Origin of the sequence: Streptomyces sp. NPDC044571 (genome assembly GCF_040647115.1) — a bacterium.
Lineage (GTDB): Bacteria > Actinomycetota > Actinomycetes > Streptomycetales > Streptomycetaceae > Streptomyces.
In genome coordinates, this window is sequence record NZ_JBEZBN010000061.1 from 1 (window position 1) to 20121 (window position 20121).

The 20121-nt window shown below is 73.1% G+C and carries 18 protein-coding genes and 1 pseudogene; 10 read left to right on the forward strand and 9 right to left on the reverse strand.

What is annotated here, in order from left to right; genetic code table 11:
• Positions 1-90: 90 nt before the first annotated feature.
• Both AB0B01_RS26050 and AB0B01_RS26055 read right to left on the reverse strand, forming a co-directional pair.
• Positions 91-513: a (2Fe-2S) ferredoxin domain-containing protein gene (locus AB0B01_RS26050; protein ID WP_356846295.1), complete on the reverse strand. Its 423-nt coding sequence runs from the start codon at positions 511-513 to the stop codon at positions 91-93.
• A 9-nt stretch (positions 514-522) separates the two neighbouring features.
• On the reverse strand, positions 523-1575 hold the full coding sequence (locus AB0B01_RS26055; RefSeq protein ID WP_361723731.1) for a bile acid:sodium symporter family protein: 1053 nt from the start codon (positions 1573-1575) through the stop codon (positions 523-525).
• Between the two features lie 128 nt (positions 1576-1703).
• Here AB0B01_RS26055 and AB0B01_RS26060 point away from each other — a divergent pair, with 128 nt between their 5' ends.
• A complete protein-coding gene (locus AB0B01_RS26060) occupies positions 1704-2555 on the forward strand; it encodes a LysR substrate-binding domain-containing protein (protein ID WP_361723734.1) in 852 nt (283 codons plus the stop codon).
• 420 nt (positions 2556-2975) lie between these two features.
• Here AB0B01_RS26060 and AB0B01_RS26065 read toward each other — a convergent pair.
• Both AB0B01_RS26065 and AB0B01_RS26070 read right to left on the reverse strand, forming a co-directional pair.
• Positions 2976-3695, reverse strand: a pseudogene (locus AB0B01_RS26065) (IclR family transcriptional regulator C-terminal domain-containing protein); the annotation flags it as partial.
• Positions 3696-4480: 785 nt separating this feature from the next.
• A complete protein-coding gene (locus tag AB0B01_RS26070; RefSeq protein WP_361723737.1) occupies positions 4481-5002 on the reverse strand; it encodes a sigma factor-like helix-turn-helix DNA-binding protein in 522 nt (173 codons plus the stop codon).
• A gap of 484 nt (positions 5003-5486) precedes the next feature.
• Here AB0B01_RS26070 and metG point away from each other — a divergent pair, with 484 nt between their 5' ends.
• The 5 genes from metG (at position 5487) to AB0B01_RS26095 (ending at position 10408) form a co-directional block, all read left to right on the forward strand.
• Positions 5487-7202, forward strand: coding sequence for a methionine--tRNA ligase (gene metG, locus AB0B01_RS26075; protein WP_361723740.1), 1716 nt, complete (start codon positions 5487-5489; stop codon positions 7200-7202).
• Between the two features lie 177 nt (positions 7203-7379).
• Positions 7380-7799 (forward strand): DoxX family protein, encoded by a 420-nt coding sequence (locus tag AB0B01_RS26080; RefSeq protein WP_361723743.1) that lies wholly within the window; start codon positions 7380-7382, stop codon positions 7797-7799.
• 45 nt (positions 7800-7844) lie between these two features.
• Positions 7845-8765: a helix-turn-helix transcriptional regulator gene (locus AB0B01_RS26085; RefSeq protein ID WP_361723746.1), complete on the forward strand. Its 921-nt coding sequence runs from the start codon at positions 7845-7847 to the stop codon at positions 8763-8765.
• Between the two features lie 104 nt (positions 8766-8869).
• Positions 8870-9547, forward strand: coding sequence for a hypothetical protein (locus AB0B01_RS26090; protein WP_361723749.1), 678 nt, complete (start codon positions 8870-8872; stop codon positions 9545-9547).
• An 81-nt stretch (positions 9548-9628) separates the two neighbouring features.
• Positions 9629-10408 carry a hypothetical protein gene (locus tag AB0B01_RS26095; protein ID WP_361723752.1) on the forward strand — a complete coding sequence of 260 codons (780 nt, stop codon included), beginning with the start codon at positions 9629-9631 and terminating at the stop codon, positions 10406-10408.
• On the opposite strand, the gene AB0B01_RS26100 is transcribed toward AB0B01_RS26095, so the two are convergent.
• The 3 genes from AB0B01_RS26100 to AB0B01_RS26110 all read right to left on the reverse strand — a co-directional run bounded on the left by AB0B01_RS26100 (position 10409) and on the right by AB0B01_RS26110 (position 12874).
• Positions 10409-11584: an MAB_1171c family putative transporter gene (locus AB0B01_RS26100; RefSeq protein WP_361723755.1), complete on the reverse strand. Its 1176-nt coding sequence runs from the start codon at positions 11582-11584 to the stop codon at positions 10409-10411.
• A complete protein-coding gene (locus AB0B01_RS26105) occupies positions 11581-12138 on the reverse strand; it encodes a toxin-antitoxin system, toxin component (RefSeq protein ID WP_361723758.1) in 558 nt (185 codons plus the stop codon). Before AB0B01_RS26105 ends, AB0B01_RS26100 begins: the two co-directional genes overlap by 4 nt.
• Before the next feature lie 64 nt (positions 12139-12202).
• Positions 12203-12874: a helix-turn-helix transcriptional regulator gene (locus tag AB0B01_RS26110; RefSeq protein WP_356846284.1), complete on the reverse strand. Its 672-nt coding sequence runs from the start codon at positions 12872-12874 to the stop codon at positions 12203-12205.
• 219 nt (positions 12875-13093) lie between these two features.
• On the opposite strand from AB0B01_RS26110, the gene AB0B01_RS26115 reads away from it, so the two are divergent.
• From AB0B01_RS26115 to AB0B01_RS26125, 3 genes are all read left to right on the forward strand, one after another.
• Positions 13094-14083, forward strand: a complete 990-nt coding sequence (locus tag AB0B01_RS26115; RefSeq protein ID WP_361723761.1) for a helix-turn-helix domain-containing protein — start codon at positions 13094-13096, stop codon at positions 14081-14083.
• Positions 14084-14213: 130 nt separating this feature from the next.
• Complete coding sequence (locus AB0B01_RS26120; RefSeq protein WP_361723764.1) at positions 14214-15569, forward strand: 6-phospho-beta-glucosidase; 1356 nt, start codon at positions 14214-14216, stop codon at positions 15567-15569.
• 152 nt (positions 15570-15721) lie between these two features.
• On the forward strand, positions 15722-17704 hold the full coding sequence (locus tag AB0B01_RS26125; protein WP_361723816.1) for an MDR family MFS transporter: 1983 nt from the start codon (positions 15722-15724) through the stop codon (positions 17702-17704).
• 77 nt (positions 17705-17781) lie between these two features.
• Here AB0B01_RS26125 and AB0B01_RS26130 read toward each other — a convergent pair whose 3' ends face one another.
• Both AB0B01_RS26130 and AB0B01_RS26135 read right to left on the reverse strand, forming a co-directional pair.
• A complete protein-coding gene (locus tag AB0B01_RS26130) occupies positions 17782-18270 on the reverse strand; it encodes an NUDIX hydrolase (RefSeq protein ID WP_361723767.1) in 489 nt (162 codons plus the stop codon).
• Positions 18267-18944 carry an XRE family transcriptional regulator gene (locus tag AB0B01_RS26135; RefSeq protein WP_361723770.1) on the reverse strand — a complete coding sequence of 226 codons (678 nt, stop codon included), beginning with the start codon at positions 18942-18944 and terminating at the stop codon, positions 18267-18269. Before AB0B01_RS26135 ends, AB0B01_RS26130 begins: the two co-directional genes overlap by 4 nt.
• Positions 18945-19010: 66 nt before the next feature.
• On the opposite strand from AB0B01_RS26135, the gene AB0B01_RS26140 reads away from it, so the two are divergent.
• Complete coding sequence (locus tag AB0B01_RS26140) at positions 19011-20051, forward strand: FAD-dependent oxidoreductase (protein WP_361723773.1); 1041 nt, start codon at positions 19011-19013, stop codon at positions 20049-20051.
• The last annotated feature ends 70 nt before the right edge of the window (positions 20052-20121 follow it).

Genomic DNA, 20121 nt, shown 5'->3' on the forward strand with positions numbered 1-20121 from the left:
CCAGAAGGGCGTCCAGGTTTGTCTTCACACACTGACCAACGGGCGCCCTTCGCCATGGTCGCGACCAGCACAGACATCGGACTCATTCATCTAGCGGCGGCGGCCGCGGCGGGTGGGGGCCGGCTTGGGGTCCGGGGGGTCGATGCGGTGGAGGTCCAGCGTCGGCGGGACGGGGGTGACGCCCGGGCCGCCGGATTCCGCCCAGGCGATGACCTCGTCCGTGGCAGTGTCGTCCAGCGCCCAGCCGAACCAGGCCGCGCGGGCACCCCGCCGACGGGCCTCGCTGGTGGGCTGGACCACGATGACGTTGGCCTGCGCGCACGGGCCGAGGCAGTCGCTCGTACGGACCGCCAGCCGGCCCCCGGAAGCCGCCGCGGCCTCGCGCAGCCGGGCCAGTTGGCCCGCATGGTCGGTGCCGGGGTTCTTGCGGGGGTCTCCGCAACAGCACCCACGGCACACCACCAGGGTGCAGGGGCGTTCGGCATGGGCGGCGAGCGGGCGTATCCAGGTCACCGCCGCACGTTACCGGGCCCGCAGGGCAGGGTGTTGGGACCCGGGCGAGACCTCCACCACATGCCCGGGGCCGAGTTCGGCCCCGGAGCCGGGCGCGGCATCCTGTGCGCGGCGCCGCGCCAGCACCGCGCACACCATCAGCTGCATCTGGTGGAACAGCATCAGCGGCAGCACCGCGAGGCTCGCCTGCGCGCCGAACAGCACGCCGGCCATGGGGAGTCCGGCCGCCAGGCTCTTCTTGGACCCGGCGAACTGGATGGCGATGCGGTCCTCGCGGCCGAAGCCGAGGCGCCCCGCCCCGTACCAGGTGACCAGCAGCATCACCGTGAGGAGCGCGGCCTCCACCATCAACAGGGCGCCCAGCCGCGGAAGGCTGACCTGGTGCCAGATGCCCGCGGCCAGGCCCGCGCTGAAGGCGGTGTAGACGACGAGCAGGATCGAACCGCGGTCGACGCGGCCGAGCACCTTCTTGTGGCGGACGAGGAATCCGCCGACCCACGGGCGCAGGACCTGGCCCAGGAGGAAGGGCAGCAGGAGCTGCAGGACGATCTTGACGAGGGAGTCGGGGGAGAAACCGCCCGCGCTGCCGCCGAGCAGCCCGGCGGCGAGCAGCGGGGTCAGGACGATCCCGGCGAGGCTGGAGAAGGAGCCGGCGCAGATCGCGGCGGGCACGTTGCCACGGGCGATCGAGGTGAAGGCAATGGAGGACTGGATGGTCGAGGGAACCAGGCAGAGGAAGAGCAGCCCGCTCTGCAGCGGGGGCGTCAGCAGGGTGGGGACCAGCCACCCGGTCGCCAGGCCGAGCGCCGGGAACAGCAGGAAGGTGCAGCCCAGCACGGTCAGGTGGAGCCGCCAGTGGCGCAGTCCGTCGAGGGCCTCCCGGGTGGAGAGCCGGGCGCCGTAGAGGAAGAAGAGCAGGGCCACGGCCGCCGTGGCGGCGCCCCCGGACACGGTGGCGGCCGTCCCGCGCGCGGGGAGCAGGGCGGCGAGGCCGACGGTGCCGAGCAGGGCCAGGACGTACGGGTCCAAGGTCAGCACGGTGGGGAGGGACGGGCGGCGCATGTGCGGAGGCTCATTTGCTGTCGTGCGGGCGGGCGGGGGTACTGCTCCCATCGTCGGCGGGCCCCCGGTGATCGGGAAACCCGCATACTGCACTCACTGCCATCACGTTCCGCAATAAGCTGGGATGCGTGTACGACCCCGTCCAGCTGCGTACGTTCCTCACGGTGGCCCAGACGCTGAGCTTCACCCAGGCCGCCGGGCGGCTCGGCGTACGGCAGTCCACGGTCAGCCAGCACGTCCGGCGGCTGGAGGAGGCGACCGGGCGGCCGCTCTTCCTCCGGGACACCCACAGCGTGGAACTCACCGAGGACGGCGAGGCGCTGCTCGGCTTCGCGCGGACCATCCTGGAAGCGCACGAGCGGGCGGCGGCCTTCTTCGCCGGGACGCGGTTGCGCGGCCGGCTGCGGTTCGGGGCGTCGGAGGACTTCGTGCTGACCCGGCTGCCGGAGATCCTGGAGGGCTTCCGGCACGAGCACCCCGAAGTGGACCTGGAGCTGTCGGTGGAGCTGTCCGGGACCCTGCACGAACGCCTGGACGCGGGACGGCTCGACCTGGTGCTGGCGAAGCGGCGCGGGCCGGGCGACGAGCGCGGCCGGCTGGTCTGGCGGGACCGGATGGTCTGGATCGGGGCGGAGGGCCTGCGGGTGGACCCGGACCGCCCGGTACCGCTGATCCTCTTCCCGCCGCCGGGGATCACCCGGGCCCGGGCACTGGAAGTGCTGGAACGCGAGGGGCGGCCCTGGCGGATCGCCTGCACCAGCGGCAGCCTCAGCGGGCTGGTCGCCGCGGCCCGGGCCGGGCTGGGCGTGATGGCCCATACGCGCGGGCTGATCCCGCCGGGGCTGGTACGGGTCGGCGGGCTGCCGGAGCTGGGCGCGGTGGAGTTCGCCCTGCTGCGCGGTCGGCGGTCGTCCGCCGCGGCGGAGGCCTTGGCGGCGGCCGTGCTGTCGGGGGCGGACCGGCTCACCCGGGCGGGGTGAACCCGTGGCGGAGCCGGCGGCGGGCGGGGTGGACCCGCCTACCCGCCCTGGGCGGGGGTTCTCGCCCCCGCCCCCCCCCGCGGCCCGCGCGCGTCAGGTGGTGCTCAGGACCACCAGCCCTTCGGCGGCCGGCAGGCTGCCCGGGGTGAGCGGGGCGAAGGTGTGGGGCAGGGCCAGCCGCGGCGGGTCGGTGTCCGGGAAAGCCTCGAACAGGTACGCCGCCGCCGCGGCGGTGTCGCTGACCAGGTGCGGGCCGGCCGGGGCGGCCGCCCCGCGGGTCTGCCGGGGCAGCGCGGTCCGGAACACGTGGCGGAAGTGCCGCAGGGTCTCCGCACTGATGCCGGTCGGGGCCGGCGCGGGCTCCGGCGCCGCCGCCGGGGCATCCGCGGCATCCGGCGCGTCCGGCGGGATCGCCCCCGACAGGAGCAGGGCCAGCAGTACCGGAACGGCCTTGCGGCGCAGGGCATCCGTCGCCTCGTGCAGCCGGTGCGCATGGGACGCCGGGAGGGAGAGCGCCAGGCTGCCGGCCGCGTCGCCGGTGGCGATCGGGACCGCCGAGCAGACCACGCCCGGGGAGTACTCGCGCAGGTCGAAGACGGGCGCGCCCGGAGCCACCGCGTCCAGGGCGGTGAACAGGACCCGGCTGTCGGTGATCGTCTGTGGGGTGAGCCGCGCAGGCCGGTGCCGGGCCACGTGGTCGCGCCGGCGGTCGTGGTCGAGCTGGGTCAGCAGGCACTTGCCGACGGCGCTGGCATGCGCGGCCGCCCTGAAGTCCACCCACTCCTGGACGGGCGGCGCCCCGGGCCCGTCGGCCATCTGGGTGATCCGGACCTCGCCGTCGGCGTACCGGCTCAGGTACACCGCGGCGCCCGCACTGTCCCGGGCCAGGGCCAGGGTCCGCTGGAGCTGGCCCGCCAGACCGCTGCCGCCCGGGGTGGCGAGCCGGTCCAGCGCGGGCCCGCGCGCGTACACGCCGGCGCCCGGTCGGTACGCGTACTCCTCCTCGCACAGCATCGCCAGCACCGGCTGCAGCTCCGCCTCGGCGAGCCCGGACTCCCGCCCGAGCTGGCCGAGGCGGACCCCCAGCGGGTGCTTCTCCAGGACGCGTACGACGGCCAGGGCCCGCCGGGCCTCCGCCATGGCCTCGCTCGTGCCGCCCTGCGGGGCGCGACCCCGGGAGGCCGCCGCGAGCCGCGGCCGCCGCCGCGGCCCGGCGACCGGCCGCGGCGGCTGCGGCTGCATCCGGGGCGGCGACCGGAACGCCGCCAGGACGGAGGTCAGCCCGGGCCGGGGCATCGGCACCGGGCCCAGATCGGGATCGTCGAGCTGGTCGACGTAGCGCAACACGGCCGCCTGGGCGCACAGCCGGACCTCCCGCAATTCGCGCCGGCCCCCGGGCCGGAACCCGCGGCGGCCCAGCTCACGCGCCCAGACCCGGGCGTCGTGGTGCTCCCCGCGCCGGGAGTGGTCCAGGAAGAGGCAGTACGCGGCCACCACCGTCCGGGCCGTCCCGGAACCGGCGGCGAACTGCCACCAGAACCGGGCACCCTCGCGCAGCCCGGCCAGGTGCAGCAGACACCCGAAGACCAGGGCGCCGCCCAGATCGGTCGGCCCCCCGGCGAGGAACGCTTCGAGCTGCGCCTCCGCCCTCGGCGCGCACACCGCCGCCAGACAGGCGGCCTTCAGGTCGCGGCGGGCCCGTTCCGAGTCGAGCGGGCAGTCCCGCACCGGGTCGCTCCACCCGTAGGCCCGCCGCCGGGTGCGGGCCGCCCAGCCGCCCATGCGGGGGGTGCGCAGCAGCCGCGCCTCGGCCGCGCCCAGGTCGTAGTGCGGGTAGCGGTCCCGGACGCTCGCCCGGGCCAGGAACTCGGCCAGCGAGCGGCGGGTGGCGTCGCCGCCGCGCTCTTCCTTGCCCTCCCGCCGCCTCATGATTCGGCAGGGGTGTCGAGCAGGCGGGCGAGCCGGCGGTGGGCCTGGCCCAGCTGCGAGCGGACCGTGGCCTCGTCGACGCCCATGACGGCGGCGGCCTCGCCCGGCGTGCACTGGAGCCCGTAGCGCAGCAGCACGGCGTCGCGCTGGCGCTCGGCGAGCCGGGAGACGGCCGAGTAGAAGCGGATGGTGTCGGTCAGGACCTCGTACTGGTCGGCATTGGCCTCCTTGAGCGCGGCCTCGAAGGCGCTGATGTCCATGGGCTCCGGCCACGGGCTGCGCAGGTGCTGCCGGTCGACCAGCCGCTGCTTGAGGATGGTCCAGGCATAGGCGTCGAGGCGGTCCATATGGAGCATGCGTAGCCACTCGTTCATGATCGAGTCGAAGGTGGCGTCCACCGCGGCTTCGGCCGCCGCGTCGGATCCGAGCTGCAAATACGCGAAGCGCATGTACGAGGGCCGCCGGTTGGTGTGGAAGGCCCAGTACGACAACCGTGCGGTCGGGTCCCACTGGCTCATGGGTGTCGGCCGCTGCCGTCGGCTGGGCAGTCCCACAGCCCCACCGGACTCCTCTGGTCCGCCATCGCTCACCGTTCCACCTCATCCCCTGTACGCGGCTCAGCCTGGCAGTCCGGGCGCACTCGGGGGGCGCGGAGAAGAAACCTGGAGGATTACGGTCGGTGATGATCGACTCGTGACAGACTTCGACCGCACGCGGCTCCAACCAGCGCAAACGCATATGCCCTCGCCAAGCGGGGAGGCCATGCACCGGCCGGTCGCGCCTCCCGGGGCACCGAACGGGGCACACGCCGGGTGACGTACCATGACCCGGAGCGAGGGCCGTGACGCAGAGGTCACTTCCCTCGCTTTTGCGTGACGCCCACCCACAGAAATGCGGCGCGGGGCCTTTCGGCGGTTCGATACGATGAACCGGATCACAATCCGTCACGGCACGTTTGCCACCGCACAAATCCGCATAATGCAACGAATGGAGCATCCGAGGATGGCTCGACACCTGATCACCAGCGCGCTTCCGTACATCAACGGGATCAAGCACCTGGGCAACATGGTCGGGTCGATGCTTCCGGCGGACGTGTACGCCCGGTACCTCCGCCAGCGCGGCCACGACGTGCTCTACATCTGCGCCACCGACGAGCACGGCACCCCGGCCGAGCTCGCCGCCAAGGAAGCCGGCCTCACGGTCGCCGAGTTCTGTGCGCAGGCCCACGAGGCCCAGAAGGCGGTCTACGACGGCTTCGAGCTGTCCTTCGACTACTTCGGCCGCAGCTCCTCCGCGCAGAACCGCGAGATCACCCAGCGCTTCGCGCGCCGGCTCCAGGAGAACGGCTTCATCGAGGAGCGCGCGATCCGGCAGGTCTACTCGCCGGTCGACGGCCGCTTCCTGCCGGACCGCTACGTCGAGGGCACCTGCCCGCACTGCGGCTACGACAAGGCCCGCGGCGACCAGTGCGAGAACTGCACCCGCGTCCTGGACCCCACCGACCTGATCGAGCCCCGCTCGGCGATCTCCGGCTCCACCGAGCTGGAGGTCCGCGAGACCAAGCACCTGTTCCTCCTGCAGTCCAAGCTCCAGCACGAGGTCGAGGCCTGGGTCGCGCAGCACGAGGAGGAGTGGCCCCAGCTGGCGTCCTCCATCGCCCGCAAGTGGCTGACCGAGGGCCTGCACGACCGCGCGATCACCCGCGACCTCGACTGGGGTGTCCCGGTCCCGGCCGACACCTGGCCCGACCTGGCCGCCGAGGGCAAGGTCTTCTACGTCTGGTTCGACGCCCCCGTCGAGTACATCGGCTCGACCAAGGAGTGGTCGGACCTGGACCCGGCCACCCGCGACTGGAAGTCGTGGTGGTACGAGGCCGAGGACGTCCGCTACACGCAGTTCATGGCCAAGGACAACGTCCCGTTCCACACGGTGATGTTCCCGGCCACCGAGCTCGGCACCCGCGAGCCGTGGAAGAAGGTCGACTACGTCAAGGCCTTCAACTGGCTGACGTACTACGGCGGGAAGTTCTCCACCTCGCAGAAGCGCGGCGTCTTCACCGACCAGGCGCTGGAGATCCTCCCCGCCGACTACTGGCGCTACTTCCTCATCGCCAACGCTCCCGAGTCCGACGACTCGTCCTTCACGTGGGAGCACTTCACCGCCACGGTCAACAAGGACCTCGCCGACACCCTCGGCAACTTCGTCAACCGCGTGCTCTCCTTCTCCCGCAAGCGCTTCGGCGACGAGGTCCCGGCGGGCACGGCGGCCGGCGAGGCCGAGACCCGGCTCGGGGAGCAGATCGCCGAGCTGCTGGCCGAGTACGAGGGCCACATGGAGACCACCCAGTTCCGCAAGGCGGCGGCCGCCCTGCGCGCACTGTGGTCGGCCGGAAACTCCTACCTGGAGGAGAAGGCCCCCTGGCTGGAGATCAAGACCGACCCGGAGGGCGCGGCCCTCACCCTGCGCACCGCGATGAACCTCATCCACCTCTACTCGGTGGTCTCCGAGCCGTTCATCCCGGCCTCGGCGCGCGCCATGCGCTCCGCGTTCGCGCTCGCCGACGACACCGCGGCGTGGGTGACCCCGGAGCAGGCCCGCTCGCTGGACGCCGTCCCGGCGGGGACGCCGTTCACCGTGCCGCCGGTGCTCTTCGCGAAGATCACCGAGGAGGACCTGGAGTCCTACCGCGAGCGCTTCGGCGGTTCCGAGGCGGGCTGACCCCCGCCGCCGGGCCGTACAGCCCGGGCGCACCGGCCCGACTCCGAGAGGGGCGCGACCTGCCGAGGTCGCGCCCCTTCGGCCTATCGCCCGGACCGCCTGAGCGGGGTGAGTGAACGGCCCCCGCTCGGGCAGGCGCCGCGTACACGGCCGGCCTGCTTCTCCTCGGAGGTCGTCATGGATGTGATCGTGCTGATCGGCCGCCTCCTGTTCGTATGCCTCTTCGCGGCATCCGCGCTGAACCACCTGACCCACACCAAGAGCATGGCCGGATACACGGCCTCGCGCGGGGTTCCCTTCGCCACCGCCGCAGTCTTCGCCAGCGGAGTGGCTCTCGGGGTCGGTGCGGTCAGCGTGGCCGTCGGTCTGTGGGCCGATATCGGGGCGCTCGTCCTCGCCGCCTTCTGCTTCTCGGCGGCCGTGCTGATGCACGGCTTCTGGGCCGAGAAGGACCCGCAGGCGAAGATGACGGAGCAGGGCCAGTTCTTCAAGGACCTCGCCCTCGGCGGCGCCGCCCTGGTGATCTTCGCGTTCTTCGCCTACGCGGGCCGCGACCTCGGGCTCATGGTCACCGGACCGGCCCTTTCCCTCGGCTGAGGAAGACTTCCGCCCGGGGTGTCCGGGCCCTTTAAGATCGCGGATATGACAGCCACACGCCCGAAAGCGGAACTCGGCGACTTCCTGCGGTCCCGGCGCGCCCGGATCCGCCCCGAGGACTCGGGCCTGCCCTTCCTGGGCGGCCGCCGCCGGGTGCCGGGCCTGCGCCGCGAGGAGCTCGCGCAGCTCGCCGGGGTGAGCGTGGACTACTACACCCGCTTCGAGCAGGGCCGCGCGGAGAACGTCTCCGACGCCGTCCTCGGGGCCGTGGCGAGCGCCCTGCGCCTGGACGCCACCGAGACCGCCCACCTGACCCGGCTGGTGCGCACCGCGGGACGGGGCGCACAGCCCACTGCCGGGGACGGCGATGACGGCGGGGGCGCGGCGGTGCAGGAGGTCCGACCGGGCTTGCGCAGGCTGCTGGAGTCGATCCCGCAGACCCCGGCGTTCGTCATCGGCCGGCGCACCGACATCCTCGCCTGGAACCCGCTCTTCGCCGCCCTGATCACCGATTTCGGCGCACTGGCCCCGGAGCAGCGCAACAAGGCCCGGCTGGTCTTCCTGGACCCCGGGGTACGCGGTCGGTACGTCAACTGGGAGGCCAAGGCACGGGACTTGGTCGCCTACCTCCGGCTGGACCGCGGACGCCACCCCTACGACGGGCGGTTCACCGCGCTGATCGAGGAACTGCGCGCGCGGAGCCCGGAGTTCGCCGGCCTCTGGGCCCGGCAGGAGGTCCGGCTCAAGAGCCACGGCGGATACCACCTGAGGCATCCGGTGGTCGGCGAGCTGACCCTCGCCTACGAGAGCCTGAACCTGCCGGACGACCCCGACCAGTCGCTGATCACCTATACCGCGGAGGCGGGCTCGCCGTCGGAGGCGGCGCTGCGGATCCTCGCGGATGCGCTCCCGGACGGCGGTGTCGAGGTCCCCGGGCGGGTTTCTGCCGCCGATGGCCTGAAGTAATTCCTCCGCCGGAGATCTTGACGCGTCTGCAGCGTATCGAAGCGGTCCCGTGATCGTTTCTTCAGCCGACACCTCACAACGGCTGCGGAACGGAAGGACGCGCGGTGACCGCTTGGCAGTACTTCGCCGGGGCGGGCCTGGTGGCGGCGCTCAGCCCACTGCACGCCCAGGTGGCGGTCGCGGACGACGGCCACCGCCCCGACCACCCGGGTGGCCACAGCCATGGCGACGCTCCCGGCGGCTACGGCTACGGCTACGGCTACGAGGACGGCGACGAGGACGGCGCCCGCGCGGACGCGTGCGTGCCGAGCGCGCAGCCGCGGCCGCCCGCCGCGGAGCCTTCCGCGCCCGCCGCCGAGCCCTCCCCGCCCGTGGTACGGCCCTCGCCGCGACCGCCGGTACGGGCCCTCCTGCCCGGCGCCGCCCGGCCGACCGTGCACCACCCCGGGCGGGGGCCGGCTCCGGTTCCCGTGGCCGAACCGCCGCGGCCGGAGCCCGTGCGGCCGCCGGCGGAGGCGAGGGCCGGGCAGGTGGGGCCCCCGGCGCCCGCGGCGGCTGCCGCGGAGGGGGCAGGGCCGGTGCCCGGGAAGAGCCCGGCTCCGCCCCGGATCGCAGCCGTGGCCGTGCCCGTGAGCGCCTTCCACGTGCGCCCGTACCGCGCAACTGCCCTGGAGCGGCGCGGCCCGAACGGCCTGTCCACCATGATGCTCATGGTGGTCGTCACCACCCCGGCCGTGCTGGCGGCCGCCGCCCTGCGGCCCCGCTCCAAGAGCCGCGGCTGAGCCCGCGCGCACCACGTTCCGTCCGAACCGACGATCCGAAGATCCGACGATCCGAACCGACCCACCAACGGGAGATCCCTCGTGTCCGAATGGCTGGTCCTGGCCATCGCCATGGTGCTCGTCTGCGCCCTCGTCCTCGCCTGCACGCTGATCCGGCACCGCCGGGTCGCAGCCGACGAGGACACCAGCGAAACCCCTGACGTCATCGAGTACATGACGATGATGGTGGGTGTGGTCTACGCGATCGTGCTGGGCCTGGCCATCGCCGGGGTCTGGGAGGCCCGCGGTGCCGCCGAGGACAGCGTGCGCCGCGAGGCCCAGTCGCTGTACGAGGTCTCGCAGCGGGCCGACGTCTACCCGGCCGCCGTTCGCGACCGGATCCGCGGCGAGGTGGACGCGTACGTCTCCCACACCGTCGCCGTGGACTGGCCCCGGCTGACCTCCGGCAAGGACGCCTCTCCCGAGGGCGCCGAGCTCCTCGGCACGCTGCGCAGCGACGTCACCCACCAGAGCCCGGCCACCGAACTCCAGGCCCAGACCTACCAGCCGCTGCTGGACCACATCGCGGCGGCCGACGACGCCCGCCACTCGCGGGTGCAGAGCTCCGAGTCGACCCTGCCGAGCGTGGTGTGGTTCGGGCTGCTGGTCGGCGGGGTGGTGACGGTGGGGCTGATCTTCACCCTCCAGATCCGCCGCTCGGGACGGGAGCTGCTGCTGGCGGGGCTCTTCAGCGCGCTGATCGTGTTCCTGCTGTTCATGGTGTGGAGCTTCGACGCCCCGTACGGCCGTGAGGGCGTCGACAGCGCCGCACCCTTCCAGGACCTCTTCCCGAAGGTGGCGCCGGCCGTCGCCGGGCGCTGATCAGCTCGGCAGCGCGACCTGCCGGCGCACGGCCTCCACCACGGGCGAATGCCGCAGGGCGTGGGAGATGCGGACGAGGTCGCGCGGCCCGCCTGGGGTGTCGGGCGTGCTCTCCTCGCTGGCTCCGATGACCTTGCCCTCGGGGTCCGCGGAGCGGGCCTGGACGGCGGCCGCGACCATCGCCGCGTCGGCGACAGCGCGCGCCGTCTCCTCGTCCGCCCCGTCGGTGAGGGCGCGGTCGTAGGCGTCGTCGTGGTGGCGCTTGTCGAAGTACGGCCCCAGGTGCAGGAAACCGTCATGGATGTCCGACTCGCGCTGGATCATCCTCAGCTCGACCGGGGACCACCAGGCCATCCGGATGGCGGGAACGCCGCTGGGCGCCGCGATCTGCACCTCTTGCCAGAGCGCGCCGAGCCGCCGGTAGGTGGTCCACGTCTGCCAGCTGTCGGACAGCCGCTGGCAGACCAGGGGCACGACGAAGCCGATCGCGCTGATCAGTGCGCCCGCGGAGGCGAGCGGCGGGGCGGCGAAGGTGCTCAGCCAGTCGAGGTCGTGGCCCGTCCAACGGGCGATCACGGCGGTCATCTTGGTCGCGTCGTAACTGAGGTTGAAGACGTACCCGAGCACGATGATCACGAGGCCGGTGCGCAGCCAGCCGCGTACCTGGAGCGACCAGCGCCAGCACATGGCCACCATGACGACGGCGGCGACGTTGTGCGCCAGCAGGTACAGGGCGATCAGCTCGCGCATGTACGGGGTGCCGGCGTAGTACGTGTCGAAGTCGCGCAGCCGCTCCACCGGCGCGTCACCGAGCAGGAAGAGGATGATCAGCCCCACGATGACCGCGCCGTAGCCGAGGATCCAGCGGCGCGAGATGCGCTGGGTCAACTCGGGCGGGCCGCCGCGCCAGTTCACGATCAGTACCAGGCAGGCGGCGCTGAAGGCGGTGATCAGGCAGTAGACGAGGGGGGCGGAGAAGTTGCTGACGCCGGTCCAGCGGTTGACCGCCCCGATCGTCGGGGGAGCGGCGAAGGTGAACACCGATCCGGCCAGGATCAGCAGGGCGCAGACGGAACGCAGCAGCGGATCGCGCCAGTTGTGCCTCAGGGCGGGCAGCTTGAAGGCGAGCGCGATCGCCATCGCGGCTGCCGGAATGTAGTAGTCCTGGCCTTTCAACGGTCGTTCCTGTGCCCCCGGTATCCGAGCGAGGCCTCGATGCGCCCCGCCAACTGGTCTCGCTGTGCGGGCGCCCGGTGGCTCGCGGACCCGGCCAGCCAGGTGCGGCACCGGCTGCCCAGCAGTAAACCGAACGTCTCGGCCTCGGTCTCCTCCTGGACGTCGGCACGGGTGCGCGCGGCGACCCGGCGGACGGTCTCGCCGAGGTCGGCCTCGTCGGACAGCAGTCGGGCGGCGACGGCGGCTCCGTCGACGTGGTGGCTGCAGTGGCCGGCCTTCATGTGCCACAGCTCGTGGCCGAGGATCACCAGCTGGTGGTCCGGCGCGGTGCGTTCCTCGATGACCACCAGGTCGCGGTCCGCCATGTCGAGCCACAGGCCGCTGGCCGTCCCCGGCGGGAACGAGGCCATCCGGAAGTCCACCCGGCGGCCGCGGTGTCTGCTCATGCCCTCGCAGAGGGCGGCGTAGAGGTCCACGGGTTCCACGGGCGCGGTCAGCCGGAGCCCGGCCACCAGTTCGCCGCACAACCGGCGCTGCTCTCTGCCTATGCTCACCGTTCTCCCCGTCGGCGCGGATCCGGATCAGGACTCAAGGATCAGACCCAGACTCGCGACTGGGTCAGGATTCGTCGTTCGGTTTCACGCTTTCGAGAAGCATGTCCAGCCATTCGGTCACCTTGTCCCGGTGCTTGTCGCTGGGCAGTTGGGCGGCGCGCCAGGCGATGCCCCGGACGCCGTGGTTCTGGAGAAGTCTTGCCAGCGGATCGCCTGCCGAAGCCGCCGGGGCGGGTACGGTTTCGCGGGTGCGGCCCGCGTAGTCCTGGAGCAGCTGCTGCTCGGTGCGCAGGAGGGCGTCGGTGAGGGCGTCGGCGTCGTGCGCGGTGAGGAAGCCCGCGTGGACGCCGAAGAAGCGCTGGATCGCGTCGCAGTGCTCCATGGTGGGCCGACGGTCGCCGTTGATCAGGGCGCCGGCCTGCTGTCGGGACATCCCGGCGCCATCGGCGATCTCCTGCTGCGTGTAGCGGCGGCCGTTGGGTTTGACCCGGGTGCGGCGGAGCAGGTCGAGGCGCTGGAGGAAGCGGGTCTGCAGACAGGGCTCGCCGGCGGGCCTGCCGTCCAGCAGCGTCTTGACCACGTCGGCGGGGACGCCCGAGGCCTCGGAGAGGCGGCGCAGGTCGAAGACCTTGTTCAGGTCGTACCCCAACTTGCCCGCGAGTTCGGCGACGCGCGTGACGGTGGCTGCCAGGGGCGCGTTGGCCACCGCGACGGGAGCCGGGAAGCCGTCTGTCACCAGTGGTTCTCCTAGATCGCGGCGAGGTCGGTACGGGCACATGGTCGGCTTTTGGAATCTAGCCGGTCCGCCGCCGCAGGGCCAGAACTTGCCACAGCTGTGGCGCGAATGAGCTGTCAAGAGGCTGGAATTGCCACGATAGTTGACACTCGAATGAAGTCGGTAGCAGGATCGCCAGAGGAAATTGAAGATCCAGACCGTGAGGAGGGGGAGCTCTCGGTGCCACATCTCGCAGCGGTGGGCCCGTCCGATGGCCTCGCCCAAGCCGGTGAGGAGCGCCTGGCGGGCGAGGAGCCCGCACGTGGCGCAGTGCGGTCGGAGCGACGCAAGGAGATTTTGCGCCAGCGCCGCGAGGAACTGGGCCTGAGCCAGGAGGACCTCGCCGCGCGGTTGCGCATCAGCGTCCGTGCTTACGGGAACTGGGAACGCGGTCTGGTCAAGGAATGGACCGACCGCAAACTGCTCGCCCTGGCCGAGGCCTTGGAGATGAGCGAGCGGCAGTGCTTCTGGTTGTTCCGCGTCATGGTCGACCGGGACCCGCCGCCGACCTGGCGGGCGGCCGAGGAGAACCGGCTGCCCGAGGACCCCGCCCAGCGCGACTACCTGTGCGACTACGCGGCCCTGATGGAGGCCGTGCCCTACCCGAGCTTCCTCGTGGACCACCGCTGGGACGTGGCCCTGACCAACTCGGCGTTCGACAAGCTGTTCCAGTCGGTACGCCCGCACCCCACGGCCCTGCCGGACGACAACTTCCTGCGCTTCGTGCTGTTCCACCCGGACGCCGCGGCCGTGCTGGAGGACCACGAACCGGCCTGGTGCGTACCGCTGCTGGCCCGGTTCGCGAACGCGCTGGCCGCGGCCCCGGAGGACGAGGGACTGCGCAGCATCCGCCAGGAGGTGGCCCGCGACCCCTTCATGGAGGCGGCCTACCGCTACGGCGTGCCGCACTGGCTGACCACCCACGGCGCCGACGCCGCCGAGCACGACGGGGCGGTGCGGACGGTGCGCCACTGGGACCCCCAGTGGGGCCTCGTGCGCTGCCGGATGGTGGCGGAATCCAGCCGCATGCTCGACGGGATGGGCCTCACCCGGATCACCCTGATCCTCTCCGCCCCCCAGGGCGCGCCCACCGGTCCGGTCCGCGGCGGCGGCGCCGCCCCGCTCCACCAGGGACCCCGGCTCCGCGCCGTGCCCTCGCCGGTGGACTGACCGCCGCCCGGCGCCCGGCAGGGGACACTGGAGCCCGACACCGCGTGCCGCGGACCCGGATGCCACGGATCGTGGCACCGGTCGTGGCACGGCGGAGTACCGGTGTGACAGGACGAAGGGCGGCAAGGGCGTGCGGCTGACCATCCTCGGCGGAGGCGGATTCCGGGTACCGCTGGTGTACGGGGCGCTCCTCGGCGACCGGGCCGAGGGCCGGGTGACCGGGGTGACCCTGTACGACGAGGACCCCGCCCGGCTCACCGCCATGACCCGGGTGCTCGCCGACCAGGCGGCCGCCTCCGGGGTCGACGACCCGCCCGCCGTCACGGCCACACGGGACCTGGACGAGGCGCTGCGCGAGGCCGACTTCGTCTTCTGTGCCATCCGGGTCGGCGGCCTGGACGGGCGCGCCGCGGACGAGCGGATCGCCCTGGCGCAGGGCGTGCTCGGACAGGAGACGGTGGGCGCGGGCGGAGTCGCGTACGGCCTGCGGACCGTGCCCGTCGCCCGCGCACTCGCGCGCAGGATCGCCCGTACGGCCCCCGGGGCCTGGGTCATCAACTTCACCAACCCGGCCGGGCTGGTCACCGAGGCGATGGCCGAGGAGCTGGGCGGGCGGGTGATCGGGATCTGCGACTCCCCGGTGGGGCTCGGCCGGCGCATCGCCCGGCTGCTGGGAGCCCGCCCGCAGGAGGCCTGGATCGACTACGTCGGCCTCAACCACCTGGGCTGGGTCCGCGGGCTGCGCATCGGCGGCCGCGACGAACTGCCCCGGCTGCTGGCCGACACCGAAGCGCTGGAGTCCTTCGAGGAGGGGCGGCTGTTCGGCGCCGAATGGCTGCGCTCGCTCGGCGCGGTCCCGAACGAGTACCTGCACTACTACTACTTCAACCGCGACACCGTACGGGCCTACCAGGAGGCCGGGCAGACGCGCGGCGCGTTCCTGCGCGACCAGCAGCGCGGCTTCTACGCCGAGGCTGCGCGGCCCGGGCAGCCCGCCGGGGCGGCGCTGGCCGCCTGGGACCGGACCCGGCACGAACGCGAGGCCACGTACATGGCCGAGAACCGCGAGGCGGCGGGCCTCGGCGAGCGCGACGCGGCCGACCTGGAGTCCGGCGGGTACGAGCAGGTCGCACTCGCGCTGATGCGGGCCATCGCCCGAGACGAGCGGGCCACGCTGATCCTGAACGTCCGCAACGGCTCCACGCTGTCCGTGCTGGACGCCGAGGCGGTGATCGAGGTGCCCTGCCTGGTCGACGCCAACGGCGCCCACCCGGTGGCCGTGGACCCGCTGCCGCTGCACGCGGTCGGACTCGTCACGTCCGTCAAGGCGGTCGAGCGGGCCGTGCTCCGGGCCGCGGCGAGCGGCTCCCGGGCCGACGCGGTCAAGGCCTTCGCCCTGCACCCGCTGGTGGACTCCGTGAGGGTGGCCCGGCGGCTGCTCGACGGGTACGCGGCCGAGCATCCCGGCCTCGCCTACCTGCGCTGATCCCGCAGCAGGGTCCCCCGTACGGCCCGGCGGGGCATGCGGCGGGGCGGGGACGCTGTGAGAGTGCGAGTGTGACCACCACGGCTCCCCCTGCAGCCGCGGCGCCCCCCGTGCTCGACCGGCGGCGGCGCAACGTCGTCTTCGGCACGATCATGCTGGGCGTCCTGCTCGCGGCGCTCGACCAGACGATCGTGGGAACCGCCCTGCCCACGATCGTGGGGGACCTCGGCGGCGGGGACCACATGTCGTGGGTGGTCACCTCGTACCTCCTCCTGGAGACGGTCTCCACCGTGCTGGTGGGCAGGTTCGGCGACCTCTTCGGCCGGAAGCGGATCTTCCAGATCTCGGCGATCGTCTTCATCGCCGGCTCGTTCCTCTGCGGTCTGGCCGGCAACATGACCCTGCTCATCCTGTGGCGCGGGGTGCAGGGAGTCGGCGCCGGCGGACTCATGGTCACCTCGATGGCGCTCATCGCCGACGTGGTGCCGCTGCGCGAACGCGGCACGTACCAGGGGGCGATCGGCGCCGTCTTCGGCGTCGCGACCGTCATCGGGCCGCTGCTCGGCGGGGTCTTCACCGACGAGCTGAGCTGGCGCTGGGCGTTCTACGTGAACGTCCCTATCGCGATCCTGGTGGTGGTCGCGGCGGCCCGCACCATTCCCTCCGTACGGGCCGACGGCCGCCCCGTCATCGACTACCTCGGCATCGCGCTGGTCACGGTGGGCTCCGGCGCGCTGATCCTGGCCACCAGCTGGGGCGGGAACCAGTACGCCTGGAACTCGCCGGTCATCATCGGCCTCTTCGCGGGCGGCACCCTGGCCCTCGTGCTGTTCTGCCTGGCCGAGACGCGGGCCGCGGAGCCGATGCTGCCGATGCGGCTCTTCCGCACCCCCGTCTTCGGCGTCTGCTCGGTCCTCAGTTTCGTGGTCGGGTTCGCGATGCTCGGCGCGATGACCTTCCTGCCGACCTACCTCCAGTACGTGGACGGCGACTCGGCCACGATCTCGGGCGTGCGGACGCTGCCCATGGTCGTCGGCCTGCTGATGGCGTCCGTCTTCAGCGGCACCGTCACCGGCAGGACGGGGCAGTACCGGGTCTTCCCCATCGTGGGCTGCCTGGTGATGGCCGTGGGCCTGTACCTGATGTCGCGGATGGGCCCGGGGACCGGCACCTGGCGGGAATCGCTGTACATGTTCGTGTTCGGAGCCGGTGTCGGCCTGTGCATGCAGGTGCTGACGATCGCCGTGCAGAACACCGTGGACTACGCCGACCTGGGCACGGCCACCTCGGGCGTCACCTTCTTCCGTACGCTCGGCAGCTCGTTCGGGACCGCCGTGTTCGGGACGATCTACGCCAACCACCTCGGGCCCGGGCTGGAACGGGCCGTCGGGGAGGCGGCGCGCGCCACGGGAGCCGACCCGGCCCGGCTGGGGACGGCGGCCCAGAGCCCCGAGGGGGTCCACCGGCTGGATCCCGCGGCGGCCGGCCCGATCATCGCGGCGTACGAGCAGGCGCTGCACACGGTGTTCCTGTGGACGGTACCGGTGGCGCTCTTCGGGTTCGTCGTCGCGCTCTTCCTCAGGCAGGTCCGGCTGCGCGACACCGTCCGGGCCGGCTCCATGGACATGGGCGACGGCTTCGCCTCGCCGACCACGGCCACCGGCGACCCGGCCAAGGTGCTCGAACTCGCGGTCGGCAAGCTCCTCCGGGGCATGGGGCCCGAGACCGCCCGGCAGCTCGTGCGGAACGCGGACACGCGGCTGGACATGGCGGGCGCCTGGGCCGTCATGCAGGTGGAACTCATGCACCGCACGGTCGGCTACGCCAGCCTCGGGCTCATCGCCTCCCGCCGGTCCCTTCCCCCCGAGGTGCTGCTGCCCGTCTTCGACCGGATGGTGGAGGAGGGCTACCTGACCCGGGACGGTAACTTCCTCGCCCTCACCCCGCCGGGGGAGCGCGAGGCCGCGGCGATCTCCAAGGCGTGGGGGGACTGGCTCGGGGACCAGCTGGAGAAGGACCGCGGCCGCCCGCGGAGCGAGGAGCTGCGGGTGGCCGCGGACGCGATCGCGAAGCGCCTGCTGGCGGAGGACCTGCGCGAGGGCAACTTCGCACCGCGGGCGCCGGCGGGGGTGTAGCCGCGCCCCGGGTGGGCGGGCCGGGCGGGGCGGGCGGGGCGGGCGGGACGGGGTGGGGCAGGGCGGGCGGGGCCGGGCTAACGGCCGTTGGTCGCCGGGTAGTCGTACGAGGGCACGGGCGGCAGGGTCGGGGCGAGCTCGGGGCGCCAGGTGCGCAGGACCGCCGCCGAAGGGGCGTAGAGGGCATGGGGGATCTCGGCCGGGGCGAACCACTCCCAGCGGACGATCTTGTGTGGCTCGGTGACCTTGGGGGTGCCCTGCGCGGCGGTGGTGACGGCGGCCGCGGTCAGGCGGGTCATCCCGGCCTTCGCGTCGATCTGGACGGCCAGGATCCGGATGTTCTCGGGATCCGCCCGCAGATCCGTTTCCTCCCCCAGCTCGCGGGCTGCTGCCTGCTCGAAGCCCTCCCCGGGGTCGACCTTGCCGCCGGGCAGCTCCCAGCGGCCGTCGTGTGCCTGGCCGAGGAGTACGCGCCCGTCGGCGTCGGCCACGACCAGGCCGACGCCGACGACGGCGTTGGGCTGGGGGACGGCTCGTTCGGGGCGCTGGTTCGGCTTCGTCGTCATCGGGGCTTTCCTTTTCCGTCTTTTGATCGGGTGGTCGGCCTGGCGCGGACGTGGATGCGTTCGCCCTGCGGGCCGAAGAGACTGATGCACTCGGCGGGTTGCGGCCCCGCGTTGAAGAAGGCGTGCGGGGTGCGGGTGTCGAATTCCGCCACTTCCCCGGCGGTGAGGACCAGGTCGTGCTCGCCGAGGAGCAGCCGGATCCGGCCGGAGAGCACGTACAGCCACTCGTAGCCCTCGTGGACCTTCAGCTCCGGCTCGGGCGGGGTGCCCTCGACGGGCGGCATGACCTGCTTGAAGGCGTGTACCCCGCCGAAGCTGCGGGTGAGCGGCACATAGGTGCTGCCGTGCCGGACGAAGGGGCGCGGGCGGATCCGCGGATCGCCCGTCTCCGGCGCGCCCACCAGCTCGTCCAGCGCGACCCGGTGGGCCTTGGCCAGCGGGAGCAGCAGCTCCAGCGTCGGCCGGCGCTGCCCGGACTCCAGCCGGGACAGCGTGGAGAGCGAGATCCCGGTGGCCTCGCTGAGCTGGGCCAGGGTGGTCCCGCGCTGCCGGCGCAGCGCGCGCAGCCGCGGGCCCACGGCGGTGAGCACGTCCGCGAGCCCTTCGTCCCGCCGCGGCGGATGTTCCTCGGGGTGCTCCGTGTGCTCCGGGTGCGCGGGGTCCTGAGCGGGCATGACTCCATTTGCCGGTTTGGCAACATCATTTGTCAAGCCGGGGTGTACGGGCCCACCCTCGCCGGTATGGACAACGCAAGCACGCAGCAGTTCGACGTGGTGGTCGTGGGCGGTGGCGCCGCCGGACTCGCCGGGGCGCTGACCCTGGCACGGGCCCGGCGTTCGGTGATGGTGCTCGACTCCGGCCGCCCCCGCAACGCCCCGGCCGCCCATCTGCACGGCTACCTCGGCCGGGACGGGGCGAGCCCCGGGGAGCTGCTGGCCGGCGGGCGCAGGGAGGTCGCCGGATACGGCGGCGTGATCCGGTCCGGGGCGGCCGGCACGGCCGTCGCGGCCGATCCGCTGCCCGAGGGCGGCTTCCTGGTGCGGTGCGCCGACGGCGGCGCCGTGCGGGCCGGCCGGCTCCTGCTCGCCACCGGCCTGGAGGACCGGCTGCCGGAGCTGCCGGGGCTGGCGGAGCGCTGGGGACGGGAGGTGCTGCACTGTCCGTACTGCCACGGCTGGGAGCTCGGCGGCATGCCGCTCGCCGTGCTGGCGACCGGGCCGACGGCGGTGCAGCAGGCGCAGCTGTGGCGGCAGTGGAGCGACCGGGTGACGCTGCTGGCCCACACCTGGACGCCCACGGGCGAGGACCGGGAGCTGCTGGCCGCGCTGGGCGTTGCGGTGGTGGAGGGCGAGGTGACCGGCCTGGTGGTCGCCGGGGAGGGGGACGCGGAGGGGGACGGCCGTGGCGGTGGTGACGGCCGCGGCGGACGTCGGCTGGTCGGGGTGCGGCTGGCGGGCGGCGGGTCGGTGGACTGCGCGGCCGTGGTGGTGGCGCCGTGGTTCGAAGCCCGCGCCGGGGTGGCGGCGAGCCTCGGCCTCCCCCTGACCACCGTGGAGCGGGACGGCGTGGCGGTCGGCACCTGCGTGGATGCGGACCCCGTCACCGGAGCCACCGCCCTGCGGGGCGTGTGGGCGGCGGGGAACGTGGTGAACCCGATGGACCAGCTGAGCGGGGCGGCCGCAGCCGGGGTGCGGGCCGCCGTGGCGATCAACGCCGACCTGGTCGAAGCGCAGACCCGGCGGGCCGTCGCGGCGTACCGGGCGAGCCGCGGCGGGGCCTGACGGGCCGACGTAGCGGACATGTGTGCGGGTTTCGGCCAGGTCCCCGGGGTGCAGGCTCTGGGCGGTCAGA

Coding starts and splice junctions, on each gene's coding strand:
- AB0B01_RS26135 (WP_361723770.1), bottom strand. CDS start 18,944: ATGCCCGCTCAGGACCCCGCGCACCCGGAGCACACGGAGCACCCCGAG.
- AB0B01_RS26070 (WP_361723737.1), bottom strand. CDS start 5,002: ATGAGCCAGTGGGACCCGACCGCACGGTTGTCGTACTGGGCCTTCCAC.
- AB0B01_RS26125 (WP_361723816.1), top strand. CDS start 15,722: ATGCTGGGCGTCCTGCTCGCGGCGCTCGACCAGACGATCGTGGGAACC.
- AB0B01_RS26085 (WP_361723746.1), top strand. CDS start 7,845: ATGACAGCCACACGCCCGAAAGCGGAACTCGGCGACTTCCTGCGGTCC.
- AB0B01_RS26130 (WP_361723767.1), bottom strand. CDS start 18,270: ATGACGACGAAGCCGAACCAGCGCCCCGAACGAGCCGTCCCCCAGCCC.
- metG (WP_361723740.1), top strand. CDS start 5,487: ATGGCTCGACACCTGATCACCAGCGCGCTTCCGTACATCAACGGGATC.
- AB0B01_RS26055 (WP_361723731.1), bottom strand. CDS start 1,575: ATGCGCCGCCCGTCCCTCCCCACCGTGCTGACCTTGGACCCGTACGTC.
- AB0B01_RS26080 (WP_361723743.1), top strand. CDS start 7,380: ATGGATGTGATCGTGCTGATCGGCCGCCTCCTGTTCGTATGCCTCTTC.
- AB0B01_RS26140 (WP_361723773.1), top strand. CDS start 19,011: ATGGACAACGCAAGCACGCAGCAGTTCGACGTGGTGGTCGTGGGCGGT.